Annotated in this window: 18 protein-coding genes; 7 read left to right on the top strand and 11 right to left on the bottom strand. The window is 61.6% G+C overall.

All coding sequences use genetic code 11. The features are described from left to right. Positions 1–3: 3 nt before the first annotated feature. The gene (locus QUE68_RS23980) at positions 4–1,092 is read left to right on the top strand and encodes a glycosyltransferase family 4 protein (protein WP_284228776.1); all 1,089 of its coding nucleotides are present in this window, start codon (positions 4–6) and stop codon (positions 1,090–1,092) included. A gap of 122 nt (positions 1,093–1,214) precedes the next feature. Continuing rightward, positions 1,215–2,210, top strand: coding sequence for a glycosyltransferase family 4 protein (locus tag QUE68_RS23975; RefSeq protein ID WP_284228775.1), 996 nt, complete (start codon positions 1,215–1,217; stop codon positions 2,208–2,210). A 23-nt stretch (positions 2,211–2,233) separates the two neighbouring features. On the opposite strand, the gene QUE68_RS23970 is transcribed toward QUE68_RS23975, so the two are convergent. Further along, positions 2,234–3,007, bottom strand: a complete 774-nt coding sequence (locus QUE68_RS23970; protein ID WP_286274556.1) for an SMP-30/gluconolactonase/LRE family protein — start codon at positions 3,005–3,007, stop codon at positions 2,234–2,236. A 318-nt stretch (positions 3,008–3,325) separates the two neighbouring features. Between QUE68_RS23970 and QUE68_RS23965 the strand changes: the two genes are divergently transcribed. Then, positions 3,326–4,519, top strand: a complete 1,194-nt coding sequence (locus QUE68_RS23965) for a hypothetical protein (protein WP_284228773.1) — start codon at positions 3,326–3,328, stop codon at positions 4,517–4,519. Between the two features lie 144 nt (positions 4,520–4,663). Continuing rightward, entirely contained in the window at positions 4,664–5,419 is a 756-nt protein-coding gene (locus QUE68_RS23960) for an FkbM family methyltransferase (protein WP_284228772.1), read from the top strand. A 120-nt stretch (positions 5,420–5,539) separates the two neighbouring features. On the opposite strand, the gene QUE68_RS23955 is transcribed toward QUE68_RS23960, so the two are convergent. The 7 genes from QUE68_RS23955 to QUE68_RS23925 all read right to left on the bottom strand — a co-directional run bounded on the left by QUE68_RS23955 (position 5,540) and on the right by QUE68_RS23925 (position 13,639). Next, entirely contained in the window at positions 5,540–6,835 is a 1,296-nt protein-coding gene (locus QUE68_RS23955; protein WP_284228771.1) for an O-antigen ligase family protein, read from the bottom strand. A 205-nt stretch (positions 6,836–7,040) separates the two neighbouring features. Further along, positions 7,041–8,525 carry a lipopolysaccharide biosynthesis protein gene (locus QUE68_RS23950; protein WP_349816681.1) on the bottom strand — a complete coding sequence of 495 codons (1,485 nt, stop codon included), beginning with the start codon at positions 8,523–8,525 and terminating at the stop codon, positions 7,041–7,043. Between the two features lie 60 nt (positions 8,526–8,585). Then, positions 8,586–9,311 carry an SDR family NAD(P)-dependent oxidoreductase gene (locus QUE68_RS23945; protein WP_284228769.1) on the bottom strand — a complete coding sequence of 242 codons (726 nt, stop codon included), beginning with the start codon at positions 9,309–9,311 and terminating at the stop codon, positions 8,586–8,588. Beyond that, positions 9,308–10,240, bottom strand: coding sequence for a phosphoglycerate dehydrogenase (locus tag QUE68_RS23940; RefSeq protein WP_284228768.1), 933 nt, complete (start codon positions 10,238–10,240; stop codon positions 9,308–9,310). Before QUE68_RS23940 ends, QUE68_RS23945 begins: the two co-directional genes overlap by 4 nt. Continuing rightward, positions 10,237–10,911, bottom strand: a complete 675-nt coding sequence (locus QUE68_RS23935) for an acylneuraminate cytidylyltransferase family protein (RefSeq protein WP_284228767.1) — start codon at positions 10,909–10,911, stop codon at positions 10,237–10,239. Before QUE68_RS23935 ends, QUE68_RS23940 begins: the two co-directional genes overlap by 4 nt. Before the next feature lie 20 nt (positions 10,912–10,931). Further along, on the bottom strand, positions 10,932–11,864 hold the full coding sequence (locus QUE68_RS23930) for a glycosyltransferase family 2 protein (protein WP_284228766.1): 933 nt from the start codon (positions 11,862–11,864) through the stop codon (positions 10,932–10,934). 359 nt (positions 11,865–12,223) lie between these two features. Next, positions 12,224–13,639, bottom strand: a complete 1,416-nt coding sequence (locus QUE68_RS23925; RefSeq protein ID WP_284228765.1) for a tyrosine-protein kinase domain-containing protein — start codon at positions 13,637–13,639, stop codon at positions 12,224–12,226. Positions 13,640–14,339: 700 nt separating this feature from the next. Between QUE68_RS23925 and QUE68_RS23920 the strand changes: the two genes are divergently transcribed. Further along, positions 14,340–14,600: a hypothetical protein gene (locus tag QUE68_RS23920; protein WP_284228764.1), complete on the top strand. Its 261-nt coding sequence runs from the start codon at positions 14,340–14,342 to the stop codon at positions 14,598–14,600. Between the two features lie 11 nt (positions 14,601–14,611). Here QUE68_RS23920 and QUE68_RS23915 read toward each other — a convergent pair whose 3' ends face one another. Both QUE68_RS23915 and QUE68_RS23910 read right to left on the bottom strand, forming a co-directional pair. Then, positions 14,612–15,826: an RNA polymerase sigma factor gene (locus tag QUE68_RS23915; protein ID WP_284228763.1), complete on the bottom strand. Its 1,215-nt coding sequence runs from the start codon at positions 15,824–15,826 to the stop codon at positions 14,612–14,614. 10 nt (positions 15,827–15,836) lie between these two features. Further along, entirely contained in the window at positions 15,837–16,538 is a 702-nt protein-coding gene (locus QUE68_RS23910) for a YciI family protein (RefSeq protein ID WP_284228762.1), read from the bottom strand. Between the two features lie 183 nt (positions 16,539–16,721). Here QUE68_RS23910 and QUE68_RS23905 point away from each other — a divergent pair, with 183 nt between their 5' ends. Beyond that, complete coding sequence (locus QUE68_RS23905) at positions 16,722–18,410, top strand: PE-PPE domain-containing protein (RefSeq protein ID WP_284235071.1); 1,689 nt, start codon at positions 16,722–16,724, stop codon at positions 18,408–18,410. Positions 18,411–18,474: 64 nt separating this feature from the next. On the opposite strand, the gene QUE68_RS23900 is transcribed toward QUE68_RS23905, so the two are convergent. After that, positions 18,475–19,674, bottom strand: a complete 1,200-nt coding sequence (locus QUE68_RS23900) for an IS30 family transposase (RefSeq protein WP_454786388.1) — start codon at positions 19,672–19,674, stop codon at positions 18,475–18,477. 515 nt (positions 19,675–20,189) lie between these two features. On the opposite strand from QUE68_RS23900, the gene QUE68_RS23895 reads away from it, so the two are divergent. Further along, positions 20,190–21,548, top strand: a complete 1,359-nt coding sequence (locus QUE68_RS23895) for a UDP-glucose dehydrogenase family protein (protein WP_284231319.1) — start codon at positions 20,190–20,192, stop codon at positions 21,546–21,548. Positions 21,549–21,573 lie beyond the last annotated feature (25 nt).

Here is a 21,573-nt window from a genome sequence, read left to right as displayed (position 1 = left end):
CCTATGCGCGTTCTTTGGCTTAGTCCGTGGTTGCGTCCGCTAGCACGGGCCAACGTCGAGGGTCTTCGTGCACTCGGTGTCGAGGTGATGTTGATAACTGCGCCCCTCCATCCAGAATCCGACGCGCTGCGTGAATACGAAGTCGAGTTGCTCGGGCGTCCGCTGCCCCACAAGGGGTGGCTCCCGTTCATCGCTGCGCATAAGGGTGCAAAGCGATTTAAGCCAGATGTCGTCGTAACAGAGTTTCTTCGCGATGTCCGTTGGCGTGCCTTTGGGTCGCTCGCCCCGCGTGTCCGACTTGTTCACGATGCGCGGCCCCACGACCCTACGGATGTTCTGCCTTGGTGGACTCGGATGTTCTTCGATCGTTGGGACGCGACGGCGGATGCAACCGTGGTCTTCAGTCGATATGTGTCAGATGCTATTCGAGCAAAGGGAGTCCTCAGACAGCCCTTGTACGAGGCTCCGCTCACCAGTGACCTTGACGATTTTTCGGTTCCGGCGTTCGTCGCAGCTGCAGCGCGGAAGAACTTCGTGATGATTGGCCGACAAAAGCCGTACAAAAATCATGACGTCGTGTTCGCCGCCTGGGAAGCGCACACAGCGGGGCCGTTCTGGCGCGGTGACGAATTGGTGCTGTTGGGCGACGGCCTGATTCCCCGGCCGTTGCCGAATCATGCACGCTGGCAGCGGGGTTCATATCGCTACCGACAAATAACGCCTGAGCTCGCGGCGTACAAGGGGTCGATCGTGCACAGCCGTGCCGCCTCGCAAAGCGGGGTCCAGGTGTTGTCGATGCAGCTTGGCGTGCCAACCCTAGTGTCGACCGCTGGCGCCCTATCCGAGTACCAACCGCAGGGCCTAAGTGTCACGGGAATCGATGATGTTGAAGCTCTCGCGAGCGCTATCGACGCCCTAGCAGATCCGTCCGAAGTCAATAGGCAGGCAAAGGTGGCCCAGGCTCACTACCAGACCCACTTCGCTGCTGAGATTGCAGCAGGGCGATTGCTCGAAATCTTCACCGACATCTTGCGCGGCGATCAGGGTGCCACTGTCGACCGCCCGGGTGATGGGTTAGGGCAGCGCGGGTGAGGGCACGACGCAACGGCATTCTGGGCCGAACGTCGAGCGCGCCTGCGCCCAAAAATCAACGGGCACTGTGGGTTTCGTCAAGCCTTGAAACGTACGGCGGAATTGCGACCTTCGTTCGGAATATGAGTGCGACTCCGCTTTGGAACGAATGGCATGTTCGCCACGTCGCGACCCATTGCGACGGCACCAAATTGGCCAGGATCAAGATCTTCACGTCGGGGTTCGTGGGCTTCGTCGTCGAACTCATTCTTCGTCGGCCAGAAGTGGTTCACCTGCACACCTCGGAACGCGGAAGCTTCGTGCGAAAGGGGATTCTGACCTGGGTGTCCGCCGCATTCCGAGTGCCGGTTGTGCTCCACATGCACGGTGGGGAGTTTCATGAGTATTTCGAGAACGCAGCCCCTTCCGTTCAGCGGGTTATCCGGGCAACGCTTGTCCGTGCCGATGTCGTTATAGCCCTGGGTGACGTCTGGGCCAAGCGCCTCCGAGATGCCGCTCCAGGCGCCCGCGTCGAGGTGATGCCGAACGCGATTCGGTCACAGGCTGCGGTCGACCAAGAGTCTGCTGGCGCGGTGCAAGTGGTGTTTCTGGGTGAGCTGTGTGACCGGAAGGGAACATCGGTCCTTATCGACGCCTGGAGCATGGTGCTTGCTGGCAATGACGTCGTGGCGACGAAGCTGACCATCGCGGGCTGGGGGGAGATCGATCGCGCTCGCGAACAGATTCGACGGCTCGGTGTGGAGGATTCCATCCGCTTGGCAGGCTGGTTGTCTTCAACGGAGGTCGCACAGTTGCTGGCATACACCCACGTTCTCGTCCTGCCGTCGATCAATGAAGGTCAGCCGATGGCGATACTCGAAGCAATGGCGCGCGGAATATGCGTTGTGTCAACCACTGCTGGCGGTATACCCGAGATGGTGGGCGACGGCGACGGAGTCTTGGTAAGTCCCGGAAGTGTGCGCGAGTTGGCCGACGCGCTTGAGCTAGTCATTGGCGACCACGTTGCGCGGCGGCGCTTTGGTGAGCAGGGACGCCGGAGAGCGCGGGAAGAGTTTGACGTCGGAGTGATATCGCGTCGATTCGACGATCTATATCGCACTCTCGTCGGGGACGGATGAACCGCTGAATGGTCTTGGGTCGGCTATCCCGCGAACTCCAGGGGTGGCGCGCCCCGCACGCCGACCTCGACGGCGAAAACTGCGCCGGCGTCCGGCTCCCGACCGTCGGGCAGTCCCTGGCGCGAAGTGGTCACAAACAGCACGGTGCGATCTGTGCCCCCGAACGCGCACGAACTCGTCTGAGTGACACCGGGAACGTTAATCGTCTCAACCAACCGCCCAGCGGTGTCGTAATGGTTGACCGCGCCTGCACCCCAGAGCGCGACCCAAAGGCCGCCCTCCTCGTCAATCGCCATGCCATCAGGAAGGCCGGGGGTATCCGAAATGAGGATGTGTGTCCGACGGTTTGACCACGCTCCAGCCTCGTCGACGTCGAAGACTTCCACACGCTTGGTCGGAGTGTCGATGTAAAACACACGAGTCCCATCCGCGGACCATTGGAGTCCGTTGGAAATCGAGACGTGGCTGAGGATTTGAGTGACTTTGCCGTCAGGCGTAACGCGGTACACGGCTCCTTTGCCTGAGTCTCCGTCGTAGTTCATCGTCCCGATGACGAAGCTTCCGAGTGGGTCGCAGCCTCCGTCGTTGGTTCGTACGGTCGGGTCGAGGACGAGCTGAGCAAGAGGCTCGAACGTAGCCAGTTCAGGATCTGCGAGGACAATCCCATGTTCGGTGGCGAGCACGAACCCGTGCCCTAAGCGATGCCGGATGACCGTTGCGGCTTTGCTCGGGACCGGATGGCGCCGAACTCCGCCGTCTGCGTCGATTGCGACGACGGAGGCTGCCAGAACATCCATGCATAGGAGTTTTCCGCCGCGGGAGTCCCAAAAGGGGCCTTCGCCATGGTTGGCGAATGAACGGGTAAACCGCTCGGCGCTGTGCACGGGTGGGCGACCAGAGCTCATTGGCCGGATAGTAGTCCTGGCGTCAGCTCATGAGTTCGGATGACGTAGTAATCGTCGGTTTATGTCGGGATTTCGACGGAGGGTCCGGGCAAGGACGGGTGTGACCACGCGACGAACATGTTAGATTTTTCGTGTGCCCACGATAGGAACGACCAATACTGTCGCATTGACAACAGGTTCCTTCTCGCCGCTATCCGCAGATTTGAGCCGATGACACAGTATTCCTTTTCCAGGAAGGTACGACTAAAGCATGCGTTGAGACGCTACTTCAACCTCGTAGCCGGCTGGCTGCGAACACCGGTTCGTCGGCCCGTCGCCACGATTGTCTCCGGCGGAGCTTCAGCGGAGAAGGCTCAGAACATAGAGGCTAGGCTGCAATTCCTATTTGAGCATCTGGAAAGCAAACTAGATATTCGAACTGTACGACGGGCGTCATGGATGACGTATGTCCGGGATACGGCGGTCGTTGCCGCCGACAGCTCGGCAGTTCAGTTTCTTGCTCTGAAGCACCTGGAATGGGTAGCTGATCTCGACTACGACACTAATTTGGCCGATGGCTGGTCGTTAATGGAACTCGGCGTCGCGATTTCGCCCCGTAGTGCTGCCCGCCAGCGGAGCGCACTCGCGGGCCAACGTTTTCGAGATCATGTCCGGAAGCTTGAGACCGATGAAGCTCGGCCGGCATATATCTTCGGTACTGGCCCATCGCTCCATCTAGCTCTCGATCGTTCCTTCGCAGACGGAACTACCATCGTATGCAACACGATCGTGAGAGATCCAGAGTTATGGCGGCACTTGTCTCCCGCATTTCTTGCCGCCGGCGATGCGATTTATCATTTTGGCAATAATCCACACGCGAGAGCTTTCCGTGCTGACGCATTAGAGCGACTTCAAGAGTCTGAGGGCCGCACACTATTTGTCTACCCGTCTCAGTTCGATGTAATCGTTCGATCTGAGTTCCATGCTGTCGAGCCGCTCTTGGTGCCCATCCCTTGGGGAGAACATTCGAATATTGCAGTTGACCTCAACGAGCAATTTCTTCTTCCCGACGTGGAAAATGTATTGGCGAATCTTCTATTGCCGCTGGGCTGTTCGCTAAGCCGCGATGTCCGGATGTGGGGGTTCGATGGACGAGGGCCGAGTGACAGCGGCTTCTGGGCGAATTCCGATCGTCATGCTTATCCCGAACTCATGCAGTCCATCCGGGATGCGCATCCTGCGTTCTTTGCCAATAAGACGCCGAGGGGTAACGAAACAAAGTATGTCAACCACGTCCACGGGGACCTGTTAGACGAGCGGTTGGCGGAAGCTGAGCGGCGCGGCTTCCGGTTTCAAATGCTCCACCCATCTTGGACACCCACTTTACAAAAGAGATATCGCCAGGAGCCCTTGGACCAGGGGTGACGTCGCAAGTACCTCACTCGGAAGGCTGTGATCTCTGAATGTGCGCCGTGTGTCGCTCTGTCGGCCTACCAGGGTTTCAGATGTCAGGCGCGCAGTACGCGAATAGGTAGACTACGACGTGTTCGTATTCTCAAGGGGGGGCAAATGAGATCGATTCAAGAGACCGCTGCACGCGTTAAGTCGGGACTCATCAAGCGTCGGTTGCCCTATGTAGTGACGCTGAAGGATTTCGAGAAGGCCGGCGTGCGGTTTGAGATCACGAACCTCGTCGAGCATCACAGGGTTGTCGACCATGGCGGCGAGACTGTTTATACGGCCGCCATGCTTGAGAACCTTCGCGAAGATGATGTTCTCTTCGACGTGGGGGCTAACGTGGGTATGGTAACGCTCCATGCGGCAAAGATCTGCCGCACAGTGGCTTTCGAGCCCGACCCCTCATTTCGGCATCGGCTTGAAGTGAACGGCGCGCTGAACGCCGATCGGACGTTCACCCTCGAACCAACTGCGGTGAGCGACGCGGATGGCACTGTTGTTCTATACACAGACGGTGACGACGGGAACAGTCCGAGCCTTGTTCATCAGCGCGGAGAAGGCGGCAGCGTCTCGGTTGTCGCGCGGTCGCTTGACAGCCTGGTTTCAGAAGCCCGTCTTCCTCGGCCGACCGTGATCAAGTTGGATATTGAAGGTGCAGAGATATTGGCGCTGCGTGGGGCTGTCCAACTACTGACCGGCCCTGAAAAGCCCCGAGCGTTGTTCATCGAGGTACACGACTCATTTTTGCCCGGGTTCGGGTCGTCCGCCGAAGAGGTGAACGGATTGCTACACCAATTCGGATACACAACTGAAGTCTATCGAGCTCAGCGCGCGGACCAGACCCATCTGATACTGCAGGCTTCATAGATGCGCTGAGGATCCCGCAGCGCACGGCCAGCTTGGCGCGTGACGTGCACGTGCGTCGGCAACGCGCCGAGGGAAAAGGGCTCACACAGAAGAGAAGCGGATTTCGTCTCTACCAGTCGGTCAGACGCTTTCTTTTCGGCCAGTTAGTGGCGCGCCTGTCGATGGTGGGAAACCGATAGTTTCTATGGTGGCTGGCTTTGTGGTCTTCCGTTCATCTGCCTCGATTGCAGGAAGTGCATGTCTTGGGGACTGACAAGCCACGCCGATCAGTATCACAAGGAGCCAGAAACTATCTTGGGAACTCCCCGGCGCGATCGACACCTGGGTCATTGAATTGAGTAGCAAGGTAACCATAGCCACAATGGCAGCCAGTCCGGCAGCACCCCAACGCGTTCTATAGCGCGACAATCGGACATTTGCCCAGAGGATGGCGAGGGTAAGTAATAGCCATCCGATGACTCCTCCATCGAACAGCTGTTGAAGAAATGAATTATGCATAGACGCGAGTTCCGGGTGCCGAACTGTTGAGGAGAGCGCCTGGGCGTACGACATTGAGGCGCCAGAACGGTATTGGCCCTGTTGTCCAAAACCGAATAGCCAATTGAATTCGCCGTCAACCCAGTTCATCCAGTATTCAGTCGACTTTCGCCAGATGATGGAACGATTGTTGAGCGTGCCTACGTCGGCGGCACGGGTTGTCCGTTCCGGCGCGATGAAGGATAGGAATGCTAGGAGGGTAGGCTGCACCAAGGCGGCTATGGCTGGCAGTACGAGAGCCGATACCGAAGCAAAGACCGTCACGAGAATTCCCACCCACCGGGCGATGAAGGGAAAGAGTATGACCGCAATAGGCAACGCGACGGCGGCGAAGAGTGCGGTTCTATTTCCGCCTTGGACTATGACGGCAAAGGCGGCGGCGAAGCCCACGAGGCGGAGCGAGCGGCGTCTCCACCCTCGTTGAAAAACCAAAAAGGCTGCCGCACCAATGTAGAAGGACGCAATGGTGGGCGCTATTTCCAACGACGGCGAGAATGGGAATAGTATCCTTAGGGTGCCACCAGAGTCTCTGATATCACCAATGCGGTCCGCCGCGCCAGGAGAGCGCACTCCTGCTGCGTAACTTGCTACGTTTAGCGCAAGGTAGATTCCGGCGCCGTCAACTAGCGAAGCAATGATTGCGCCCGCATTGATTGTCATCACCAGCCGCACAATGAGCGCGACTAATAGCGCGAAGAATAGAAAGTCTCCTGTTGGCGCCGGTCGCGTCAGGACCAGTATCGTAGACCCGATCAGAAGAAAGAATGGGCCGGCTTGGATGGTGCTAGTCAGATTCGCTTTTCGTGCGTAGGCAGTGAAACCGAGTAAGCCCAACGCGAGTAGTGCGGCGGTGGTGCTGAAGGTGCGGATCGCGAACACGGTAGGCAGGAGCAGGACGATCCAGTCAACCGGTTCAGGGCTCGTAGATAGCCTCTCGCGCCACCTAGAGAAGGGTGGCGTGGCCGCGTCTCTTGCAGACAATTCCCCACCTCGGCTTAGACGTGAACCCCGACCCGCGAAATGCGTCGCGGGGATTCACGAAATGTTACTGGAAGTGACACGCGGAGGCGCCAGATATGGCGCCTCATTGCGTAGGCGCAGCCTGGATGCGCGACCTGGGTCGTGCAACCATGAGCGCAGTGCCGATCAGGACGGTGAGGCACACCCCGGCGAAAGCACGGCTCAGCCAGGACCCCACGGGTAGGGACAGCGCCGCGACGGTGAAACCCAGAGCCACGGTGCCGAGCGCGTGTTCAGGCCAGCGTACCGCCCAAGCGCGCCATGCTATTTCGAGTTTGGTGAAGCGCGTCAGCAGGATTGCTACCGCTGTCATCGCGATGTACCCAACCGTAGTCGCGTACGCGACCCCTGTTGCTCCAAATTCACGCCCGATTACGAATATGGAACCCAATATTATTACCGCCCCCGTTCCGGTCGCGAATGCGCTGTATTTCGGTAAACCGGCCGTCAATACTAGATAATTGATCACAATCGGGTACAGCCCATATGCAACTTGCCCAACCAGAAGAATGCCCGTCAAGGCAAACGCCGGCCAGTAGGAGGAGGCAAAGATCCATTGTCCGAACATCGCCAGTGCCGCACCGACAGCAGCCGGCACAGCGATAGCTGCCAGGACCTGCCACCTCACAACGGCATAGGTGTGGTGCGTAGGAGCGGGAAAGGTCTCCCGCGAATAATTTGGTTGTACTGCTCGGTTGATTTCAGTTACCACCAGCGTGACAGTCGACGCCATGTTCAAGCCAAGCGAGAGCAAGCCTACTTGCGTCAATGATGCCACGGTGGCCAAGGCGGGTCGACTTAAAGATGTGATCGCCCAGTACGACGCCTTATGGGGAATGAGGGGTATGGCGAACTTTGAGACAGTGACGATATCTGCTTTAGTTAAACGGGCGCGCGGAGGGCGGACGATCATCATGGCAAGTAATGCGGATATCAGCGCGGTGGTCAGATCGGAAATAACCCACCCGAGAACCCCCATTTCCCAGACGACTAGCAGCGTCAACTTGGACGCCGTGAGAACGATGATCGATGCGCCGGCGAGACAAACAAATCTTCGCAAGTCCCTGCGGGACTGCACCATGGGGAGTGCAAACACTGTCATTGCTGGCTGGAAACCAATTGCGAGAATTTCAATGGCCCATAACGAGCCTGAAACGCCGAGAAAATGTGGGACGAACATTGCAAACAACGCGGCGACCACGGCCGCCGCCATAGGCAGGAGTAGATAACAATACAATCCTGTAGCGCGAAGGAGTCGAGGTGCGTCCTCGCCTCCTCTGGGAACCGTTCGGAAGACCAAAGCGTCGAGTGGTTGCGCTAGCAGAGCCACCAAGAGAACGGCCGCCGCCGTGAGCATGGACGCGGCTCCATATTCGGCCGGCGACATGACGTGCGAAATGAACGGCAGGATGAGCAGCGAGATCCCTCGCTGTAGACCAGCGAGCAAGAGATAGGTCAGAGCTGCACTGCCAGTTGAACCCGCCCGATCCTGGCCTGGCGATCGCTTGAATGCGGGCCGTCGTTTGGCGACGCTCCTGTGACGGGACATCACAAACCCATCAGAAACCGAATGAGACGCGACTGTTTGAGAGCCTGTGCCACGCTCTAGTCACTCGGAACCCAAACGTGCGGTCGCGCCTCCATCGACGACCAGAACGGTGCCAGTGATGAAACGGGCATCGCCGCCGATCAAGAATGAGACGGCCCCGGCGATGTCGCTTGGGTTTCCTATGCGACGCAGGGCCGTTCGTTGCCGCAAAACTGCCTTTCGTGTCTCGGCCGATTCATCACCCCAGCGTGCAAACCCCTCGCGTAGCTTCGCCGTATCTATCGCCCCTGGAGAGACACCGTTGACCCGAATATCTGGGCCAAGGTCCATAGCGGCAGATCGAACCCATCCTTCCAACGCGGCCTTCGTCGTGGCGTAAGCCGTGACTCCGCCGGAAGTTGCGCGGCCGTGGACGCTGCTGATCGCGACAATCGATCCGTCGTTGGTGGCTAGGTTCTCTCGGGTACCCGAAGTGAGTGCGTCGACCGCAATGACGTTGACCCGCAGCGCATCTATCCACTCTCCAAGTGATGTCTCGCCGGCCCTGCCGAGAGGTTGCACCGCGCCATTGTGGATCACGGCTTTTAGCTCGTAGTCCCTTGCCAGTTCCTGGCCGAGCTCCACCAATTGATCAGATTTCGAAAGGTCGAGCTGCACATCCACGTCGGCCGCCGGTGCGGGGTTGCGGTCGATGCCGATTGCGACATAGCCGTCCAGCCGCATCCGTTCGCACAGGGCTGCGCCAATTCCGCCCGCGGCTCCGGTAATGACTACGGCCCGGGTCAAGGCGCCAGCTCCTCGAGAAGGAATTCGACGGCAGTATTGCTGGCGCGGACGACTCCTTCGCGAGTGTTCGATGCGTTGTGTGCGCCGAGCATCACGTTCGGTAGCGTCCGGAGTTCACTAGTGAGGGGGAGGGGCTCTACCTCAAAGACATCGAGAGCGGCTCCGGCCAGCTGACCGTTCCTGAGAGCATCGATGAGGTCAGATTCCAAAACAACTGGCCCCCTTGCCACATTGACTAGGTAGGCATCCGGGCTCACTAGGGCCAGACGGTCGGCATCTATCAGATGGTACGTCTCAGGTGTCAGCGGGCAGGCCAACACGATGAAGCGACTGGTTGCCAACAGCGACTCGAGATCAACCATCGCCGCCTGCGCCGCCTCAGCGGGGACATATGGGTCGAAGGCGACGACATCCATGCCAAACCCCACACCGCGTTTGGCGATCTCACGTCCGATCGCGCCAAAACCCACCACTCCGAGTCGCGCGCCCGCAAGCGTTATCCCCTCCACTTTCGGCCATTCGCCGCGCCGGACTGCGGCATCTATGGAGAGGTAACCTCGCACGAGGTTCAGGATGAAGCCGAATGCCGAATCGGCGACCTCGTAGCCGAAGACACCGGGCGTGTTGCGAACGGTCACCCCGTGCTCTCGAGCGGCTTCGTGATCAACCGAGTCCATTCCGATGCCCCATCGAATCACGGTCGTCAATCTCGTTGCACCGTCGAAGAACTCGCGGTCAAGCTCGTCGTCGCCGGCGATGATTCCTACCAGGTGAGACCGATATTCGAGTAAGTCTCTCGCAGTGAACTGTTGACGGCCATTGAGATCCGGCGCCAGGACCTCGAACCCGAGGTCTTCGATCCGTTGACGATGTCGTGGAAGCTCGACTTGCATCTGGCGGCATGTGACCAGAATCAGCGGCAGGCTCATCTGTTGACCTCGATGCTCGCGGCAATGGCTGCGGCCATTGCGAAATCCTCTTCGGTATCTATGTCGATTGCCTCTAGGGGGGCCATCTCGACCATGAGAGGGAGAGCGCCGACCCGATTTCCACGTTCCCGCAAAAGGTCTGGAGTGAAGATGAAGAAGCATGAATTCTCGATGAACAGCGGCGCCAAATCCTGCGTGCGGAGGAGGACCGAGGGGTCGTGGTTGACTGCCTGGCACTCGGCGTCCCAAAGTCGGGCTTGCAATCGTGTGACGCTGAACATGGAGTCGAATGCGCCATCGCGTTCCTTGAATTTTCTCAGCGCGCCAGACACGGTTTCAGCTTTCAAGAACGGATTCGTGGAGTGAGTCTGTAGGGCGATGTCGGCGTCGACTTGGTTGAGCGTGTTCATCAGCACGTCGTTCATTGCAATAGCGCCGTCGCGAAGGTGCTCAGGTCGGAGGAGCACCCGCACGTCCGGGAAGCACTCGGCGCAGTCATCGATGATGAATTCGCTGTCCGTGTCGATCACTATGAGGTCGATCTCGGCTACCTCGCTCAACGTACGGACTACATGGTGGTACAGCGGAACTCCACCGAGGTGGCGGTAATTCTTGCCCGGGACGCGCTCACTGTTGTGGCGCATTGGGACGACGGCGACGGTGCAGTTCATTGCTCTCCACGGGGGTTTGTCTATGTGCCTTCGGAGTACTCGATCTTCCGACCGGGTGCGGCAGTGGGGACTTGTTGCTGTGAGTTGGCGGGATAGTAGAACCGCTCCAGGAGCCGCTCTGACACGTGGTCTGGCTGACGGAAGCCTTCCCAGGTGCCGATGAACTGTGCCAGCCTGAACAACGGAATGCCGATCACATTGTTGTGGAGGCGGTTGGCTCTAGCGGCGCCGAGATAATCACCGGTGATGTTCGTCAACGCGAGGGCGACAGCTCGTGGCAGAGACATCTTCGACCCCTCGACGATGCGCGCGTATGCGATCGCCTCGCGCCGATACCGGTTGCGAATGACGCCCCAAGTCTCCTCATGCACGTGAACTACCGGCGCATCGGCGACGTAGGCGATCTTATGGGCGCTCGCAATGGCCTTTCGCGCAAAATCAAGGTCCTCAAGCCCGGTTAGAGTCTCGTCGTAGGGCGATGCCTGCCAAACTGACCTGCGGATTGCGGCATTGGCATTATTGCTGAATGGATGGCCCTGGTCCCAGATGTTCTCGGTCGGAAACCATTTGAGCATCACGCGCGATTCGGAGTACTTCGTCCGCTCATCGCCAATCTGACGTCCATAGGCGATGGCTACGCCCGGACGATCGAAGGCACTGACGAGATGTTCTACGTATGTGTCGTACACGGGGTAAACGTGTGCGGACGCGAAGAGGAGAATGTCGCCGGTCGCTGCAGCGCACCCTCTGTTGAGTGCTCGCCCGAACGAGAACTCGTTCTTGGCAATGCGCACGACAGTGCAGCCTGCCGCCTCGGCAATCGCGACGGTGTCATCGGTCGACCCGGAGTCGACGAGAATGATCTCGTCAAGCTTGACGGTTTGTTGGTCCAAACCCCTCAACAGACGACCGATGTGCTGGCCTTCGTTCAAGGCTCGGATGACTGCCGACACGCGCCGCGGTTGGGCCACGTCACTCATTTCGACGTTGGAAACACTCTGCTTTACTTCCGCAGATGCTCAAGGTCGTTAGTCCTGAAGTACTGATCCCCATTGCCACCCCCAAGTCGCAGAATACTAGAGGCTAGCTTGCTGTGCGTTGCAACCCCCTCGACTATCGCGAAGCGGATGTGCGATCCCCAATAACTATGGGCGGCAACGGCTGTCAGTCCGGCCTTTCGACTGCGCGGAGATGGACGTTTTGGAGAGCTTGCCGTCGCTCGAGTCAGAACTTGTCGCCCTCCATCTCGTCGAGCGACGACTTCGCTGACTCTTGCGGAAATTGAAGGCGACACGGTGGAGCTCAACGGGCATTACGTGTCGCTACGGCGCCGGCGGCCACGTTTGCCGCTGGTGCCAGCGGCCTGCTTTGGTGTGGCTTCGCTGTAGTAGCTGTAGCTGTAGCTGTAGTAGTCGTTTCCGCGGTGAGGCGTCATCGTGAATACCGTGCCGAGAGGTGAAACGCCCACACCCTCTAGGTTCCTGACCGCATGCGCGAGTTGCTCTCGTTTGGTCTGCCCGTATCGGGCCATCATAAGGACACCATCGGCACTGGTCGCAAGAATGGCGGCATCGGTGACTGCAAGAAGAGGTGAAGAATCCACGATGACGTAGTCGAATTGCGAGCGCAGTTCACTCAAAATCTTCTGCGCCGCCAAGGATCCGAGCAACTCGCTCGGATTTGGTGGGGTCGGTCCTGAGGCGAGAACGGTCAGCCCCGGTGTACTCGTCTTCTGAAGCACTTCCGATAACGTGGCGGCCCCGCTCAGTACTGTGCTTAATCCGACGGTGCCGACTACGTCGAGATACTTGGCCAGCATGGGACGCCGCATGTCGCCGTCGACGAGCACCACGTTGTGTTCACCCTCCGCCAACGCGAGAGCAATGTTGATGGCGGTCGTTGACTTACCTTCGCCCGGCAGAGAACTCGTAACGACGATCAAACGCGGCGGGTTGTCAACGGCGAGAAACTGGAGATTGGTGCGAAGTTTGCGAAAGGACTCAGCGATTGCAGAATTGTCGTTCTCAAAGGAGATCGACGGATGTTCCCGACGTTCCTTATCCAGCGGAATCGTGCCTACGAGACCAGTCTTGGTGATCTCCTCAAGGGTTTCTTGGTCCTTCACGGTGTTGTCCAGTCGGTCTCGGATCACTGCAAGGCCCACGCCAAGCAGCAAACCAATGCCAAGTCCGGCGAGAAGGTTGCGCTTCGTGTTCGGAACCACAGGTTCTGCAGGAACAGTTGCACGCTGTTCGACAATCACGCGCGCGTCGGGGATCGATCCGTCACCCGGCGTTTCCAGTTCGCGTGACATTCCGACGAATTCGTCGGACAGCGTATTTGCGATGTCACGCGCTCGAACGGGCGATTCGTCGTGGACCTTCACCTCGATCAAAACCGTATCGGGTTTCGCAGTAGCCTCGACGTTGGCGCTCAGCGATTCCGCGGTCGTGTTTAGTCCCAATTTATCGATGGTGCGCTGCGCCAAGGTTTCGCCTCGGAGCAACTCCGTGTAGGAGAGCACGCGCTGCTGCGAGAACAAATTCCCTTGGTACAGCTCGTTCACTGAGGCACCGGATGTTGTCGACACAAAAAGCCTGGTGGACGCCTGATACAAAGGCGTTGTGAGAAGCGTGACGGTCACTGCTCCGAGTACCGCAACGAGCACCGTCACGCAGACTATGAGCCAACGGGAACGCAGCAACCTTACGAAGCCCCGTACATCCATATCGGTTTCTGCCCCTCACCACTGGTTACCCAGCCCCCTTGGCCCCTCAGCTCCGTTGTCCGAAGTCACGGCTTGGGCAACCATACCGCTCACATCGTTGGCGACGCTCCTTTAGCGCCCAACGCATCGCGATGGTCGCAATCGGATTTGTCCACTCGCAAGCGTTCACGAATCATCCAATGCATGCAGGTTTCGAGGCCACGGGAACGAGGTCGCCAACCAGTGGTTGCAACGTGACGCGTGGCTCTCCCGGAACCGCCGTCTCGATTAGGTGGACCGCCCGTTCCCCGGATTTACCGGCGGTGTGGCTATCTGAATTCGAACGCGGGATGGCCGAGTTCCGTGCCGCGTACTACCGGTATGGACAATCGATCGCCACCGTCTCGTCGGCCAGGGTCCGGAACGTGTAGGGAGCATCGGGAGTAGTGCTCTCGACCAGTACGCGTACGCCGCCGCGTGGGGTACCAGCCTCTGAGAGGCGTTGCCGACGCCGCTGGGCACGAACACCGCTCGGGACCGGTCGAGTTCCAACGGCTATGCAAGCCGATCCGGCCAAGATCTTGCGAATTTTTGCCGTCGGGGTCAGTATTGGTCCTATCTATACCCAGCCGGGGGGCTGGGTCAGCCGGGGGGGTTGGATATGGCCAGTTGGCTTCTATTTTATTTGGTGGGGTTCATACCGGCGTTTATGGTCATCGGGGTGATCGCGTTCAGGCGCCGGGCGTCTCACGGCATGGGTCTTAGCGCAGTCACTGCGCTAACGGTGTTCTCCGGCCTGATCTGGCCACTCCTGGCGGTTGCGGCCCTTCAGGTCGTCGTCCTCGTCGTACCCGTCAAGGCGCTCCGAGCGGTCCAGAGCCTCGGTGGTCACGTAGTGCCGCCGGTGGCCGAGCACAAGCTGACGAGCGTCGAGCCGGTTGACACGCAAATGTCGGTCAGCTTGGAGCAGGCCGCAGCCTGAAACTCGCTTCGTCACCCCATCTCCACCAGCCGCCGCCGCAGAAATACTCGCGCCGGCTCGGACCCGTTGCGCTCCAACGCTAACCGGTACCACTGCGCAGCCTCCGTCAACTGGCCCGCCCGGCGCAGCAGATCCGCCCGGATCGACGCCACCGTGCCCGACCGCGCCAAGCGCGGATCGTCGGCCACCTCGTCCAGCGCGCGCAGACCGGCGTCGAAACCGTCCCGGAACCCGACCGCCAGCGCCCTGTTGGCCGTCGCGACGGGGGAGTTGGTCAAGGAGATCACTCGGTCGTAGGCCAAACAGATCAGCGGCCAGTCGGTCTCCGAGAAGGAGGGCGCCGTCGCATGCGCCGCCGCAATCACCGCCTGCGGCAGATAGGCGCCCGTCGACCCCTCGGCCAGCCGCAGCCGCTCGAGTCCGCGGGTGATCTTTCCACGGTCCCATGCCGACCGGTCCTGTTCGTCCAGCGGCACCAGCGCCCCAGCATCGTCGACTCGCGTCGCGCGCCGCGAATCGTGCAGCTGCATCAGCGCCGCCAACGCCTGGGCGTCGCGCTCGTTGGGCATCAACGCGCACATCTCGCCGGCCAGGCGGATGCCTTCGTCGCACAGCTCGTCGCGGATCGCCGACGGGCCAGCCGTGGACCAGTAGCCCTCGGTGAACACCGAGTAGATGCACGCCAGCACGTGCGGGACGCGGTCGGATAGCAGCTCGGCGGGCGGCACCCGCAGCGGAATGTTCGCGCCGCGAATCTTGGCCTTGGCCCGCGTGATTCGCTGCCCCACCGCCGCCTCGGACTGCAACAGCGCCCGCGCGATCTCGGGCACCGTCAGCCCCGAGATCAGGCGCAGCGTCAACGCGAGCTGCGACGCCCCGTCCAAGGCAGGGTGGGCGCACGTGAACATCATCCGCAGCTCGTCATCGCGCACGGGATGCACCGGCACGCCGTCGACGCGGGCCCACGCGTTGTCCATCACGGCGGCGAGTTCCCTTCCCGGTCGGCTCGATTCGCGGCGGAGCCGATCGAGAGCCCGGTTGCGGGCGACCGCCACGACCCAGCCGCCGGGGTTGTCCGGCACGCCGTCCCGCGGCCACGTCCGCAAGGCGTCGGCGAAGGCCTCCTGGACGGCGTCCTCGGCGACGGTCAGGTCGCCCGACCAGCGGGCCAGCGCCGCGACGGCCGGACCCCACTCGCGTCGAAACACGCCGTCCAGGTTGGGCATTCAGCGACGGCTACAGCCCCGAGATACCGGCGAGCTGTCGGAGTTCGACTGACGTCGCCGGGATCATCGAGGCGATCTTGACGGCCTCGTCACGATCGGTGGCCGACAGCACGTAGAAACCGTTGGCGACTTCGGCGCCCTCGGCGAACGGGCCGTCGGTGAACGACGCCTTGCCGTCGCGCACGGTGACCGTCGTCGTGGTGCTGGGCGGATGCAACCCGGCGCCACCCTTGACGTGTTCGCCGGCCGCGGCATGGAACTCGCCGTGCTGTGCGACGAGCTGCTGCCAATGCTCGCTGCCTGGAGCCGACGGCACCGCCGGTGGCTCGAGCAGAAGCGCCAGCCAGTTGGTGCCCTCCAGGGGAGACGTCGCACCGTCACCGGCCATCGGCCAGACCTCGACGGCGCCGTACTTGGCGGCCGGAATCTGCGCGGCGAGCCCGAGCGCCTGGTCGAGATCGTCGGCCTCGAAGACGTAGTAGCCGCCGGCCACCTCGGCGCCCTCGGCGAACGGGCCGTCCGTCACGCTCGGCTGGTCGCGTCCGCCGGTGATGCGCACGCCGGTCGCCGACGGCAGCAGTGCGTCACCGCCACGAATGGAGCGTTCCGCGGTGGCATGGAAGTCCTGATAAGCCGCCATCTCGGCAGCCTGGTCGGCAGGGTCGGCGGGGTAGGTGCTCTCGGGGCTGAGCAGCAGGGCGAAGTAGTGCATCGGGATACCTCCGGTTAGCGAGCAGAACCCTCCGTCCCACTCTCTACCCCTTCGACGAACGGCGCGTCCCCGATCCGACACCGTCGTCGGAGTCAATTGGCCCCGGCGGTGCTAACCCTCGTGCGAGCATGCCCAAGGGGTCAGCGCTCGCGTGACTCGAAGACGCGGTAAGTGGAGGTCGGCATGCGTCGCATCATTCGTTCCATTGGCGTTCTCTTCGTCGCGATGCTCGGTGTCGTCGGACTGGCGATCGCCTCGGCGTTCTCCGCCGCGCTGGCCTTCGGCGCCGTCGCGCTGATCGTGCCCGGTACCGGCACCCCGAACGCGAACATCGTTCCGGGCTACACGCAGCAAGCGCGCGACCGCTACCTGACCACCACGGCCTGCGGCCCGAAGGGCGGACTTCAGTGCCAAGGCAGCGACCTGCAGGGCATCAACTACCCCGCGACCTTCTTCCCGCTGTTCATCTTCAATAACTGGTGCACGCTTCAGCGCTGCAACACCTGGGACGACTCGGTCGGCCAGGGTACGGCCGCCCTCAACGCCGCTATCGACACCGCGCTGCACGGGGCAGGCAACGGTGGCCAGGACGTCGTCGTCTTCGGCTATTCGCAGGGTGGCGCGGTCGTCGCCGACTCCCTGAATGGCTACATCCGAAACCTGTCCGACGCGGACAAGGCCCGCGTCGAGGTCGTCACGATCGGCGGCATCGAGAACCCCGACGGTGGGTTCTGGCAGCGCCTCGCGTTCCTGCGGTACATCCCGATCCTCAACATCAGCTTCAACCCGCCGATGACCTCGCCCGGGGTCAACTACACCAGCTACGGGTTCGAGTACGACCCGGTGGTCAACGCACCCCGGTACTGGGGCAACCCCTTCGCGCTGCTGAACGCCCTCGCCGCGTTCGAGAACGTGCACGGCTACTACCTGCCGCCCAACGGCAACGCGCCCACGGACACGCTGCCCTTCGGATACACCGACGAGACGTTGGCAACGGCGATCAACTGCACGCAGAGCCCGTCGAACTGCCGCTACGGCAGCGGAAACACCTACATCACGATTCCCGCGCTGACGTTGCCGATCTACAACCTGCTCCTCGGCATCGCCCCGGGGCCGCTGAAGACGGTGCTGCAGCCCCTGGTCAACCTGCTGACGCCCGTCACCCGACTCCTCATCGATCTGGGCTACAACTACAGCGGTGATCCCAGCGTGCCCACGCCGCTGTCGGTCCTTCCGTTCGACCCGTTCACGTTCAATCCGATCGACTTCTCGATCAAGTTCGTTCAGGCCATCGTGCAGGGCATCCAGGACGCCACCAACGGGGGACCGGCGACCCTCCAGGCGCCGGTCGTCCAGCCGCTGGTCGCGTCGACCTTCGCCGCGCGCAGCGTCAGCGCGGAGAGCACCGACTCAGTCGCGGAGGGCACCACGACGCCGGTCGCCTTGGATGCACCCGTCGGCACAACCGCGGACGTGCCGCAAGGCGCCGGCGATCACGCGACGAACGACGGCACCGCAGCGCAGGCTGCGGAACAAGCGGCGGCGGACAAGGCGGCTGCTGCGGAGAAGGAGGCCGCTGACAAGGCCGCTGGCGAGAAGGAAGCCGCTGACAAGGAGGCTGCCGCCAAGGCCGCGGCCGACAAGGTGGCTGCTGAGAAGGAAGCTACTGAAAAGGCCGCTGCCGAGAAGGCCGCCGCCGACAAGGAGAAGGACGCCGCTACGCAGGCTGCGGCGGACAAGGCCAAGGAAGCCGCAGAGAACGCCAAGGATGCCGGGGCCGCCGGCAGTGGCGACAAGGGTGCCGACGCAGGCACGACGTCGACCACCGAAACCGAGACGGGCACCGGAGACACGGAGCAGAAGGCGGCCTGACGCACCAGAACGCCACGGCACTCATACACATGGCGTTTTCTAGGGGTCGTCGCAACACTGCTGGTTAAGTGGTCATTAGTAGATCACGCAGACGCTCGGCTGGAGTATCCCAGCCGAGCGTTTTGCGTGGGCGGCCGTTGAGTTGCTGGCTGACGTGTTCGAGGTCCTCGGGCCCGAACACGCTCAAGTCGGTGCCCTTGGGGAAGTACTGACGCAGCAGGCCGTTGGTGTTCTCGTTGGTACCGCGCTGCCAGGGACTGGCCGGATCACAGAAGTAGACCGCCATGTCGGTGGCCATCGAGAACTGCTTGTGCCGAGCCATCTCTGCGCCCTGGTCCCAGGTCAGCGATCCTCGAAGATGTGCTGGCAGCGTCGAGATGGTGGCGATCAGGCCGTCGCGGACGGCTTCGGCATCGTGGCCGTCGGGCAGGTGCACCAGCAGCGTGTAGCGAGTCGCTCGCTCGACGAGGGTGGCGATCGCGGTCTTGTTCAGTTCACCGACGATGAGATCTCCCTCCCAATGCCCCGGCACGGCGCGGTCGGCGATCTCGGCCGGCCGCTCGGAGATCATGATCATCGGGTCGGTGAACCGGTGGGTACGCGCACCCGGTGCGCGGTGCGGTTTGCGACGTGTGCGGCCTGATCGAAGTGCCTGAGCCACTTCACGTTTCAGACCACCGCGGGCTTGGAAGTACAACGCTTGGTAGATCGTTTCGTGGCTCACCCGCATGCTTTCGTCGTCCGGGAAGTCCTTGACGAGGCGGTGGGAGATCTGCTCGGGCGAGTGGCGCAGCGAGAGCCCATCGTCCACCGCCTGGCGCAGCTTCTGGTTGGTGACCAGTTTGGACTGCTTGGGTCGGGCCCGGTCGACCGCGGCGGCGTTATGCGCTCGATACGGCAGATACAACCCGCCGATGCTGCGTCCACGAACTTCACGCGACACCGTCGAAGTGTGCTTGCCGATCCCGGCAGCGATCACCGTCAGCGTCAGGGCGGCCTGGAGACCGTCGGCGATCGCGAGACGGTCCTGCAACGACAGGTACCGGTCGTCGACTTCAGGTGCGTGGGCCTCGCCCATCCTGCGGGACATGGTGCTATTCACCGGCCGTGTGTACCGCGTGCCGGTCGCGTAATCGGTGACCGTGCCATCGGGATGAACACGTGTCTTGCCCACTCGGCGGATCCCATCGCGCCAATCGCGGGCCGTGCGCTCGTTGACCCCGACCTCGCGCGCAGCCCTACTGGCTGACCAGCCCGTCGACAGCAGCTCGAAGAACCGGCTCTTGGCATCGGGCTTGCCCACCGGCTGACGCACATCGCCTACCAGGCCCTCGGCCACCAGCAGGCGCCTGGCCAGGGAATGCGAGACACCGCACGACTTCGCCGCTGCATTGACCGACGCGGTCGCCGTGAACACCGCCACCAGCTGCTGCGGATCCACCGTCGGCCGACTCCGCGGCGGCCCCATCGGCCGGCCCGTTGCACGCAGAATCGCATAACACCGCTGCCGCGAGATCCCCAGCGCGCCCGCCGCATCCACGACCGGCACACCAGCATCAACGAGCTTTGCTAGCCGATCCCCAAACTCACCACAGTCCTCCGAAAACGACACGATCGCCGCAACCTCTCACATCGAGAGTGTTGCGACGACCGTGTGAACCCGCCCATGGGTGCCGGGGCGTTTTGCGTCTGCCCGCTGACACCGACGAGTGAGACCGCCATTCGCGGGTAATACGCAATCGCCGGCTCGCCGAGTCGTCAGGAGCGAGGGGCGTGTCGATGCGGATCAGTGTCATCGGAACCGGCTATCTCGGGGCCGTGCACGCCGCGTGCATGGCGACCCTGGGACACGACGTCGTCGGATACGACACCGACGCGGCGAAGGTCGGTTTGCTCTCGAGCGGGGTTTCGCCCTTCTTCGAACCCGAGTTCGCGGACATCCTGGTATCTGCGCTCGCGACAGGACATTTGCGGTTCACCAGCAGCGCCGATGAGGCCATTCGTGGTGCGCGTCTGCACTTCATCTGTGTGGGCACGCCCCAAGAACTGGGCTCCGATGCGGCCGACATGCGCTACGTCGACGCGGCAGTCCGAACGGTTGCCGACGTGGCCGATTGCGACGGGCTGATCATCGGCAAGTCGACCGTGCCGGTCGGGACGGCGCAGCGACTGGCCGACCAGCTGGCGGGCGACGGTACTCGGCTCGAACTGGCCTGGAATCCAGAGTTTCTGCGCGAGGGCTTCGCAGTGCAGGACACCCTGCATCCCGACCGGCTCGTCTTCGGGGTGACCTCGGAGCACGCCGAGAAGGCCCTGTTGGAGGTGTACGGAAAGATCATCGGCGACGGCACGCCGCACATCACCACGGACCTGGCGACGGCTGAGATGGTCAAGGTTGCCGCGAACTCCTTTCTTGCCACCAAGATCTCGTTCATCAACGCGATGGCCGAGATATGCGAGGTAGCCAATGCCGACGTCGTCACCCTCAGCCAAGCGCTGGGCTACGACGAGCGGATCGGCCCCCGCTTCCTCAAGGCCGGGCTGGGGTTCGGCGGCGGCTGCCTGCCCAAGGACATTCGTGCCTTCAGCGCTCGCGCGGGCGAATTGGGTGCGTCGGATGCGCTGACGTTCCTCCGCGAGATCGACAAGATCAACATGCGCCGACGCGACAAGGTCGTCGCCGTCGCCGTCGGCATGCTCGGCGGTAACTTCCTGAGCAAGAACATCGCCGTGCTGGGGGCAGCATTCAAACCGAACAGTGACGACGTGCGGGACTCACCGGCCCTCAACGTCGCCGCTGCAATGCACCTCAAGGGCGCTGCCGTCCGGGTGCACGACCCTCAGGCCATCCCCAACGCGCGCCAGCAGTTCCCTACCCTGACGTACTGCCACGACATCGAAGACGCGTGTCGCAACACCGACCTCATCGTCCTCGCCACGGAATGGGACGAGTACCGCAACGTCGATCCGCATCACTTGCGGACCATGGTGCGAGGACCTCGTCTGCTCGACGCCCGAAACGCAGTCGACTACGACTACTGGTCGCAGGCCGGCTGGCAGGTGTATGCGCTGGGGCGGGGCGCTCTGAATGCCGGGACGACCAACAGTTCAGACAGACGACTTACGCAAGAGGATTGACGGGCCCGACAATCCGCGGCGTTCT

The organism is Mycolicibacterium sp. TUM20985 (assembly GCF_030295745.1).
In the GTDB taxonomy this organism is placed as follows: domain Bacteria; phylum Actinomycetota; class Actinomycetes; order Mycobacteriales; family Mycobacteriaceae; genus Mycobacterium.
This window is presented reverse-complemented; position numbering and strand designations above follow the sequence as displayed.